This is a genomic window from Methylobacterium sp. WL19 (assembly GCF_008040005.1).
Taxonomy (GTDB): domain Bacteria; phylum Pseudomonadota; class Alphaproteobacteria; order Rhizobiales; family Beijerinckiaceae; genus Methylobacterium; species Methylobacterium bullatum.
This window is the reverse complement of sequence record NZ_VRVC01000058.1, coordinates 20294-30238: the sequence shown is the minus strand read 5'-3', so window position 1 is coordinate 30238 and position 9945 is coordinate 20294. Positions and strand designations below refer to the sequence as shown.

Genomic DNA, 9945 nt, shown 5'->3' with positions numbered 1-9945 from the left:
GCCCCCGTGCCGGGCACCCTGCCGAATGCGCAGACGCCGGCGGAAAGCCGCGAGGCGGCGCTCGCCCGCTCGCCGCGCGTGACCATCGATACCCCGGCGCTCGCCGGTTCGATCGCCCTCAAGGGCGGCCGCGTCGACGACGTCTCGCTCAAGGGCTACCACGAGACCGTGGACGACAAGAGCCCGCGCATCGTGCTGCTCTCGCCCACCGGCAGTGCCAATCCCTATTACGCCGAGTTCGGCTGGGTCGGGCAGAATACCGGCCCCCTCCCCACCGGTGACACGGTGTGGACCGCCGACGAGACCGTGCTGACGCCGACCAAGCCCCTGACGCTGACCTACGACAACGGCGCCGGCCTCGTGTTCCGCCGCGTCATCGCGGTGGACGACAAGTTCATGTTCACGATCCGCGACGAAGTCGAGAACAAGGGCGCGAACGCCGTCACCTTGTATCCCTACGGGCTGGTCTCGCGCTGGGGCAAGCCGACGACGCAGGGCTATTACGTGCTGCACGAGGGCATGATCGGCGTGGTCGGCGCCGACGGCCTGCAGGAATACACCTACGATCACGTCGCCAAGGAGCCGGTGCTCGGCAATGCCAGCACCAAGGGCAAGGCCTGGGCGAACGTGACCGGCGGCTTCGTCGGCATCACCGACAAGTACTGGGCGGCGGCCACCATCCCCGACCAGGCCACGCCCTATACCGGCAGCTTCACCGAGCGCACCGACGGCGCCACCAAGGTCTATCAGGCCAGCGTGCGCGGCGACGGCCGCAACGTCGCGCCGGGCACCACCGTGACGGCGACCCAGCAGCTCTTCGCCGGCGCCAAGGAAGTCAACACGATCAACAACTACCAGAAGGATCTCGGCATCAAGCAGTTCGATCTGATGATCGACTGGGGCTGGTTCCACTTCATCACCAAGCCGATGTTCCGGGCGCTGGACTTCTTCTTCCACCTGTTCGGCAATTTCGGCGTGTCGATCCTGGTGGTGACCTTCTGCCTGAAGCTTCTGTTCCTGCCGATCGCCAACAAGTCGTACCAGTCCATGGCCAAGATGAAGGCCGTGCAGCCGGAGATGGCCTCGATCCGCGAGCGCTACGGCGACGACAAGATGAAGCAGCAGCAGGCGATGATGGAGCTGTACAAGAAGGAGAAGATCAACCCGGTCGCCGGCTGCTGGCCGGTGCTGATTCAGATCCCCGTCTTCTTTGCGCTCTACAAGGTCCTGTTCATCACCATCGAGATGCGGCACGCGCCGTTCTTCGGCTGGATCCAGGATCTCGCCGCTCCCGATCCGACGAACATCCTGAATCTGTTCGGGCTCCTGCCCTTCGCCGCCCCGGACTTCATCCATCTCGGCATCTGGCCGATCGTGATGGGCATCACGATGTTCATCCAGATGAAGATGAACCCCGCGCCGCCGGACCCGGTCCAGGCGCAGATCTTCACCTTCATGCCCATCGTGTTCACCTTCATGCTCGGCTCGTTCCCGGCCGGTCTGGTGATCTACTGGGCCTGGAACAACACCCTTTCGGTGATCCAGCAATACGTCATCATGCGCCGCAACGGCGTGAAGGTGGAGTTGTGGGACAACCTCGGCGGGATGTTCAAGAAGAAGCCCGCCGACAAGGGTGCGGTCGCCAAGAGCTGACCGCCTCCGGGGCTGGACACCGCTCCGCAACGACGACTCGATCACGGGTCCTCTCCGTTTCGCGACGGGGAGGACCTTCCTGTTTCCCGCGTGTCGGCGCCTCACGCTGGCGGATGCGCCGCCCACGATCCGGAACCCATCCATGTCCCAAGCCGAAGCCGACGCGGCCCTCCTCGAATCCGGCCGTCTGCTGTTCGCGGGCGTGGCCGACTTCCTGTCCTCCGCGCCCACCGTCGCTGCCCTGCCGCCGATGAAGGGCGTCGAGATCGCCTTCGCCGGCCGCTCGAACGTCGGCAAATCGAGCCTCGTCAATGCACTGACCGGTCGCAACACTCTGGCGCGGACGTCGCACACGCCGGGGCGGACGCAGCAGCTCAACTTCTTCGATATCGGCGGGCGCCTGACCCTGGTGGACATGCCGGGCTATGGCTACGCCGCCGTGGAGAAGACCAAGGTCGAGGCCTGGACCGACTTGATCCACGATTACCTGAAGGGCCGCGCCAACCTCGCCCGCGTCTTCATGCTGATCGATTCCCGCCACGGGCTGAAGAGCATCGATACCGACGTGCTCGATGGGCTCGACAAGGCCGCCGTGAGCTACCAGATCGTCCTGACCAAGGGCGATGCCCTGAAGAAGGCAGAGATCGAGGCGCGCATCGCCGGCATCCGCTCGGCCATCGCCAAACGCCCGGCGGCCTACCCCGAAATCCTGCTCACATCGAGCCGCGACGATCGTGGCGTGCCGGAACTGCGCGCCAGCGTTGCCCGTCTCCTGTCCGAGCGCGGTGCATGACCGGCTTCGACCGCGCCCTTCTCGCACTCGGCGCTCTCGCCGGCCTGCTGGGCGTCGCCGCGAGCGCGGCGGCGGCCCATATTCCTGGCACCGACAGCCTGAAGACGGCGGCGCAGTTCCTGCTGTTCCACGCGCCCGCCATCATCGTTCTGGTGGCCCTGACCGCAACCGGGATCACTCATCGCCTCACGACCCGAGTCGCCGCCGCCGCCCTGGTGATGGGGCTCGCTCTGTTCTCCGGCGATCTGTCCTTACGGGCGATGCACGGCATTCCGCTCTTTCCCATGGCCGCCCCGGCCGGCGGACTCTTGCTGATGGCCGGCTGGCTGCTGGCCGCACTCGCCGCTTTCGTTCCGACGGGAGCCCGACAGGCGGCACCCGGCCGGTAAGCTCCTGCCGCCCGGTCCCTGACGCGCACCAAAAAGCTCCTCCTCGTGCGAGGCCCTCGTTTCGAGCCCCATGACGCAAGGGAGCCGGTGGGGAGAGGCTCAGACGAACAGGAAGTCGGTCGCGTGCAGATCCGCGACCTGCAGGCCCGCAAGGCGGATGCTGCCCGCGTCGTAGTGGATGACGACCCCGGCGCTGGTGTCCTTGGCGTGAGAGACCAATGCGGCGAAGGAGCCCAGCACATCCTTCTCCAGGCGAATGACGTCGGGCGAGCCCGATCCGGGGCTGAAGTCGGTGATGACGTCCTTGCCCGTGAGGCGGTCGAAAACGAAAGTGTCGCGGCCCACGCCGCCGGTCAGTCTGTCGTTGCCGGCCCCACCGACCAGCGTGTCATTGCCGTCATCGCCACGGAGCGAGTCGTTGCCGGCGTCACCGAACAGCGTGTCGTCGCTGGTCCCGCCGTTCAGCACGTCCTTCCCCTCGCCCCCGAACAGCTTGTCCGACGAGCCATCCCCCGAGAGGACATCGTCGCCGCTGGCTCCCACGACCCGGTCCACACCGTCCCCACCCTGAAGCGTGTCGTTGCCGGCACCGCCATTGAGCTGGTCGTCGCCGAGCTTGCCGATCAGGAGGTTGCTTGCGGCGTCGCCCGCAATCTTGTCGTTCTGGTCGGTCCCGCTCACGTTCTCGACACCGGAGACGGTGTGCTTGCCTTCCTCACCGCCGACGATGAAATAAGACTTCTGGCTCAGATTGACGTTGGCGGCTCGATCGAAAGCGAAGAACGCGAGAGTATCGGTACCCGACTGGCCGTAGACGTCGTCGACGAACAAGTCGTAGCGCATGACGAACCGGTCATCGCCAGATCCGCCGTAGAGCGTATCGACGCCATTGTCTCCAACCAGCAGATCGTTGCCACCGCCGCCATAGAGGGTGTCGCTGCCGACATAGTTCGTCGCCGAATCGGAGTCGCCAAAAATGGTATCGTCCCCGCCTCGACCGTAGATCACGTCGTCGCCACCGTAGCCGAGAATATAGTCGTCGTCGTCGGTCACACCCTTGCCGTAATCGATGACATCGGCCTGACCAGTACCCATTACATACGCCATGACGTTCCTTTCCGTCACACCCTCCAAAGAGGATAGGATTGCGGCGTTAGCCTAGCTTTGCGCCGGCCACCAGGCAATATGAAATTTTGCACTTGAATTATATGACCATCTCTCAAGATAAACGCCAGTATCTGCGGCCCGCAGCGTCCGCATCGCCTTATCCATCAAGGTGTCCCCCCCCGGCTCTAGGTGTTCGACCGATGCGGGCACGGCGCGGAATCATTCCTCGGGAGGGCCTGTTAGCCGCCAGTGAGACATCAAAAATTCGGCGTGCCGACGCGAGGATCTACGATCGGGGATGGGTCGACGCCGACATTGTCGAGTGCTTTCCCCATCGATGGGGCATCCGGCCGGACCGGGACGGCCCTACGCCTATCGAGACGATGGTGTACGCTCCGCCCGGCCACGCACCGAAGGGAGGATCGTTTGCGCAAACCCTGGATTCTGCTCGCCGCCTGCCTCGCGGCCTTCCCCGCCAGCGCCGCGCCGATCGAGGAGAACGAGCCGCTGGTGATGCGGATCATCTTCGAGGATTGCCTCGGCTACATCCGCCACGGCCGCATGCCGTTCCAGGGGCTCGCGACGCGGCCCGCCTCACGGGAGGCGATCGACACCATCCCGAGCCGTGCGCCGGACCGGGAGAAGGCCGTGGAGCTTTTGTCGCCGCGCTACGTGGCATCCTGGGGCCAGGACGGGAACGGCCGGCATTGCCTCATCCGTACGATCTGGCAGGCCGAGCCTGACACCCGGCCGGTGCGCCTTGGCGTAGCGAGCGATGGCTTCCTGCAACGCGTCGATGCACGCGCCCGCGCCGAGGGTCTGACGAGCAGCGGTATGGCGGATGCATTCACGCCGATATCCGTCAGCTCCTGGTCCGAGGGCGAAACCGGCCACGACAGCGGTCCGCTGCGGCCCATCAGCTTCTCGCTCGTGGCCTCTGGCGCCGACGAGGCCCGGGGCCTCGCCGATACCGGCGTGATCGCCATGGGCGGCCCACCGCAGGGACGCCCCTGAAACCCCGACCCTTGTCCCATGCGGCGGATCGGAATGTCTGATCAGAACGATCGGCGGGCTCGCGTCACGTAGTCGGGTCAGGCCCGGGAAACAGGCCGCCCCCTACGGCATGACCGGCGGGTGGTAGGTCAGCGTGAAGGCCAGCGCCCAGAGCAGGAACAGCACCACCGGCAGGTGGATGATGAGCTGCAGGAAGCTGAACCCGACGATGTCGCGGGCCTTGAGGCCGAGGATGCCGAGAAGCGGCAGCATCCAGAACGGGTTGATCAGGTTCGGCAACGCCTCGGCGGCGTTGTAGATCATCACCGCCCAGCCGAGATGGACCTGTAGCTCGTTGGCGGCCTGCATGACGTAGGGCGCTTCCAGCAGCCACTTGCCGCCGCCGGACGGCACGAAGAAGCCGAGCACCGCCGAATAGACACCCATGGAGATCGGGAAGCTGCCCGTGGTGTTCAGCGCCACGAACGCGTGGGTGATCACGTCCGAGACCGAAGTGCCGCCGGCATTCTTGGCGTTGGTCAGCATGGCGCTGATCGCCGCGTAGAGCGGGAACTGGATCAGCACGCCGGCGGTGGCCGGCACCGCTTTGGCGACGGAGGCGAGGAAGTTCCGCGGCCGCCAATGCAGCAGCAGGCCGAGGGTGAGGAAGAGCAGGTTGTAGGTGTTGAGGTTGGAGATCGCGGTGATCCAGGATTGGCGCGCGAATTCCTGGTAGAGCCAGCCGCCGGCGATGATGACGAGGAGCAGGGTCAGGATCGGCGAATGCTCCAGCCATTCCGAAGGCTGCTGCGGCCGGGACTCGTCCGGCTTGTCGCGCGAGACGTCGAGGCCGAGGTCGTCGGCCGTCACGGCGGTGGCGGGCTGGGGCGCCGACACGTAGGCGATGACGATCGAGATCACGAAGAGGATCAGGGCGATCAGCATCGACTGCCAGAGAAAGATCGTCTCGCTGAACGGAATCACGCCGGTGATCGGCAGGAGGCTCGGCGGCAGGCTTTTGGGATTGGCCTGCAACTGCGCGGCCGATGAGCTGAGGCCCATGGCCCAGGTGGCGCCGAGGCCGAGATAGGCGGCCGCCCCCGCGGCCCGGTAGTCCATGCGGAGTTCGGTGCGGCGGGCGAGCGCGCGGGCGAGAAGGCCGCCGAAGATCAGGCTGAGGCCCCAGCTCAGGAACGACGACAGCATCGTCGCCGCCGCCACGAAGCCGACCGCACCCCGGCCCGTCTTGGGCACGAGGGCGAGCCGGTCGATCAGCCGCTGAACCGGCGGCGCCGTCGCCACCACGTAGCCGCCGATGGTGACGAAGGCCATCTGCATGGTGAAGGGGATCAGGCTCCAGAATCCGTCGCCGAAGCTCTTGGCCACCGTCATCGCGGGAGCGCCATTGGCCAGCGCCCCGAGGGCCACGATGACCACCGCGATGGCCACGAAGATGAACGCGTCGGGAAACCAGCGCTCGGCCCAGACGGTGAAGCGGATGCCGAGGCGGGACAGGGCACCATCGGTAGCAGCTTCGCCAGCGGGGCGGCCGGTTCCCGGTTTGGACGGAACCGGATTGCGGGTTTCTGGATTGCGTGCCGACATCTGAAATCCCGCCGTGATCCGGCCTGGTCCATCAAGCCGACGCCGTGCATGTTGCCCAAACATGGAGCAGGCTCAAGCCCGGCGTTTTGGCTTGTCACCAAGCAAAGGCGACAGGCACGCCTCCCCTTCAATCTTCCTTCAACACTGCACGCTTAGATCGCATCGGCAATTCTTGGGGAAGACGAGGCGTGACGAAGCCGGCGAGCCAATCCCCCGTGGAGATCATCCGCGACCGCCGCCCCCGGGCGGATGCGATGTCCCGCGATTTGACCGACGGGACCGGGTCCGACCGTGATGACGGTGGGAGGAAGGCCTACGGTTCGCAATTGGCGTGGCTGTTCGGCATCCTGGCCAGCGTGGCGGCGATTGCCGGCGCCGTCCTCGTCGTCCTGGCTCTGCCGCCCGTGCTCGATTGCCGAAACCGGGCAGCGCAGGGCTTCTTCGTAGGCCAGACCTATGGGGGCTGCGTGGCGAGCGGGTTCTCAGCGCGGTGGAACCTGCTCGAACAGCGGGTGACAATGACGCTGCGCGGCTCGGGTCGCTGATCGACGCCTCGCTCCCCGCCCGGGATGCGCGCATTCCTTCGGGAGATGACACGGGAGATGGCGGCCATCGCCTGACCTGCCCCGGCGAAACGAGCCCGCCGGGGCCGTGAGACAGGCCGCGCCTCAGTTCAGCGTGACGCTCGCCGGGCGCCGCTCCGGCAGGGCCGGATCGTCGCCGATCATCAGGCCGGACGGGCCGAGCCGGACCTGCACCGCCTCGCCGTCATGGATACGACCCGCGAGCAGCTGCTCGGCCAGCCGATCCTGCACCGCCTTCTGGATCACACGCTTGAGCGGACGCGCCCCGTAGGCCGGGTCGTAGCCCTTGTCGGCGAGCCAGTCGCGGGCATCGGGCTCCACGTCGAGGGCGATCTTGCGCTCGTCGAGGAGGGTCTGCAGCCGCTTGAGCTGGATATCGACGATCGCCCCCATCTCCGACCGCCGGAGACGGTGGAACAGGATGATCTCGTCGATCCGGTTGAGGAATTCCGGCCGGAAATGATGGCGGACCACGCCCATCACCTCCTCGCGGACCTCGTCCGTCTCCTGCCCCTCCGTCTGCGCCACCAGATATTCGGAGCCGAGATTCGAGGTCATGATCAGAAGCGTATTGCGGAAATCCACCGTCCGCCCCTGCCCGTCCGTGAGTCGCCCGTCATCGAGAACCTGCAGCAGGACGTTGAACACGTCCGGATGCGCCTTCTCGATCTCGTCGAACAGCACGACCTGATAGGGCCGGCGCCGCACGGCTTCCGTGAGCGCTCCGCCCTCCTCGTAGCCGACATAGCCCGGAGGCGCGCCGATGAGCCGGGCCACGGAGTGCTTCTCCATGTATTCCGACATGTCGATCCGCACGAGGGCGGTGTCGTCGTCGAACAGGAACCCGGCGAGTGCCTTGGTCAGCTCGGTCTTGCCGACGCCCGTCGGCCCGAGGAACATGAACGAGCCGATCGGCCGGTTCGGGTCCTGCAGGCCGGCACGGGCACGCCGCACGGCGGTGGCCACGGCTTCCACGGCTTCGCGCTGGCCGACGACACGCTGCCCGAGCGCCGCTTCCATGGCGAGCAGCTTCTCGCGCTCGCCTTCCAGCATCTTGTCCACGGGCACGCCGGTCCAGCGCGAGACGACACCGGCGATATGGGCCGGCGTCACCGCCTCCTCGACCATACCGTCGCGGGCGACGGCGGTTTCGGCAGCGGCCTCGTTCTCGGCGAGCTCCCGCTCCAACCCAGGGATCACGCCGTAGGCGAGTTCGCCCGCGCGCTGATACTGGCCCTGGCGCTGGGCCGAGGCGAGTTCGTTGCGCGCCTCGTCGAGCTTCTTCTTGAGTTCGGCTGCGGCACCCAACTTGTCCTTCTCGGCCTTCCAGCGGGAGGTGATCGCGGCCGACTGCTCTTCGAGATCGGCCAGTTCCTTCTCCAGCCGCACCAGACGGTCGCGGGAGGCGGAATCGGTCTCCTTCTTCAGGGCCTCGCCCTCGATCTTGAGGCGCACCACCTCGCGGTCGATGTTGTCGAGCTCCTCCGGCTTAGAATCGACCTGCATGCGCAGGCGCGAGCCGGCCTCGTCCATCAGGTCGATGGCCTTGTCCGGCAGGAAGCGGTCGGTGATGTAGCGGTTCGACAGGGTCGCGGCCGCCACGAGGGCCGCGTCCTGAATACGGACGCCGTGGTGCTGCTCGTACTTCTCCTTGATGCCGCGCAGGATCGAGACCGTGTCCTCGACGGTGGGCTCGGACACGAAGACGGGCTGGAAGCGGCGGGCGAGGGCCGCGTCCTTCTCCACATGCTTGCGGTATTCGTCGAGGGTGGTCGCGCCGACGCAATGCAGCTCGCCGCGCGCCAGAGCTGGCTTGAGCAGGTTGGAGGCGTCCATCGCCCCGTCCGCCTTGCCGGCTCCCACCAGCGTGTGCATCTCGTCGATGAACAGGATGATGCCCCCGGCGGCCGAAGTGACTTCCGACAGCACGCCCTTCAGCCGCTCCTCGAACTCGCCGCGATACTTCGCGCCGGCGATCAGCGCGCCCATGTCGAGGGCCAGCAGACTCTTGTCCTTCAGGCTCTCCGGCACGTCGCCATCGACGATGCGCAGGGCCAGCCCCTCGACGATGGCAGTCTTGCCGACGCCGGGTTCGCCGATCAGCACCGGGTTGTTCTTGGTGCGCCGGGACAGGACCTGGATGGTGCGGCGGATCTCCTCGTCACGGCCGATCACCGGGTCGAGCTTGCCCTCCCGGGCGGCCTCGGTGAGGTCGCGGGCGTATTTCTTCAGGGCGTCGTAGGCGTTCTCGGCCGTGGCGTTGTCGGCCGTACGGCCCTTGCGGAGCGCGTTGATGGCGGCGTTCAGCGACGCGGCGGTGACGCCGGCGGCGGCGAGGGCACGGCCGGACTCGGTGTCCTTCTCCACGGCGAGGGCGAGCAGCAGGCGCTCCACGGTGACGTAGGAATCGCCCGCCTTCTGGGCGGCCTTCTCGGCGGTGTCGAACAGGCGCACGAGTTCGCGCGTCGCCTGGGGCTGCGCCGAGTTGCCGGAGACCTTGGGCTGCTTGGCCAGCCATTGCTCGACCTGGGCGAGGGCCACGCGGGACTGCCCGCCGGCGCGGTCGATCAGACCGGCGCAGAGCCCCTCTGGATCGTCCAGGAGCACCTTGAGCAGGTGGCCGGGCTGCAATTGCGGATGGCCTTCGCGAAGGGCCAGGGATTGCGAGGCCTGGACGAAGCCGCGGGCGCGTTCGGTATAGATCTCGAAATTCATGTCTGTCCTCTCCCCCGTGCCGACGATCCACCGCCCGCCAAGCGGCGCGGCCCCGTCGAGACGTCGCTTCCCGACCGGATGGTCCGGGAAGCCTCGGCGCCGCGAG

General features: G+C 66.7%; 8 protein-coding genes. 5 read left to right on the top strand and 3 right to left on the bottom strand.

Annotation, left to right across the window (positions count from 1 at the left end; all coding sequences use genetic code 11):
• The 3 genes from yidC to FV220_RS13130 form a co-directional block, all read left to right on the top strand.
• Positions 1-1653 (top strand): membrane protein insertase YidC (gene yidC / locus FV220_RS13140; RefSeq protein WP_147831867.1); only part of this gene is annotated, 1653 nt, incomplete at its 5' end.
• A 142-nt stretch (positions 1654-1795) separates the two neighbouring features.
• Positions 1796-2446 carry a ribosome biogenesis GTP-binding protein YihA/YsxC gene (yihA, locus tag FV220_RS13135; protein WP_018045314.1) on the top strand — a complete coding sequence of 217 codons (651 nt, stop codon included), beginning with the start codon at positions 1796-1798 and terminating at the stop codon, positions 2444-2446.
• A complete protein-coding gene (locus FV220_RS13130; protein ID WP_056139997.1) occupies positions 2443-2835 on the top strand; it encodes a DUF423 domain-containing protein in 393 nt (130 codons plus the stop codon). Before yihA ends, FV220_RS13130 begins: the two co-directional genes overlap by 4 nt.
• Positions 2836-2934: 99 nt before the next feature.
• On the opposite strand, the gene FV220_RS13125 is transcribed toward FV220_RS13130, so the two are convergent.
• Complete coding sequence (locus tag FV220_RS13125; protein ID WP_147831865.1) at positions 2935-3960, bottom strand: calcium-binding protein; 1026 nt, start codon at positions 3958-3960, stop codon at positions 2935-2937.
• Positions 3961-4368: 408 nt separating this feature from the next.
• Between FV220_RS13125 and FV220_RS13120 the strand changes: the two genes are divergently transcribed.
• Entirely contained in the window at positions 4369-4956 is a 588-nt protein-coding gene (locus FV220_RS13120) for a hypothetical protein (RefSeq protein WP_147831863.1), read from the top strand.
• A gap of 102 nt (positions 4957-5058) precedes the next feature.
• Here the strand turns inward: FV220_RS13120 and FV220_RS13115 are convergent, their stop codons facing one another.
• Positions 5059-6540, bottom strand: coding sequence for a TIGR00366 family protein (locus FV220_RS13115; RefSeq protein ID WP_056139988.1), 1482 nt, complete (start codon positions 6538-6540; stop codon positions 5059-5061).
• 188 nt (positions 6541-6728) lie between these two features.
• Between FV220_RS13115 and FV220_RS13110 the strand changes: the two genes are divergently transcribed.
• On the top strand, positions 6729-7085 hold the full coding sequence (locus FV220_RS13110) for a hypothetical protein (RefSeq protein ID WP_056161473.1): 357 nt from the start codon (positions 6729-6731) through the stop codon (positions 7083-7085).
• Between the two features lie 123 nt (positions 7086-7208).
• Here FV220_RS13110 and clpB read toward each other — a convergent pair whose 3' ends face one another.
• The gene (gene clpB / locus FV220_RS13105) at positions 7209-9839 is read right to left on the bottom strand and encodes an ATP-dependent chaperone ClpB (protein ID WP_147831862.1); all 2631 of its coding nucleotides are present in this window, start codon (positions 9837-9839) and stop codon (positions 7209-7211) included.
• Positions 9840-9945: the final 106 nt, after the last annotated feature.

Coding starts and splice junctions, on each gene's coding strand:
- yihA (WP_018045314.1), top strand. CDS start 1,796: ATGTCCCAAGCCGAAGCCGACGCGGCCCTCCTCGAATCCGGCCGTCTG.
- FV220_RS13130 (WP_056139997.1), top strand. CDS start 2,443: ATGACCGGCTTCGACCGCGCCCTTCTCGCACTCGGCGCTCTCGCCGGC.
- FV220_RS13115 (WP_056139988.1), bottom strand. CDS start 6,540: ATGTCGGCACGCAATCCAGAAACCCGCAATCCGGTTCCGTCCAAACCG.
- clpB (WP_147831862.1), bottom strand. CDS start 9,839: ATGAATTTCGAGATCTATACCGAACGCGCCCGCGGCTTCGTCCAGGCC.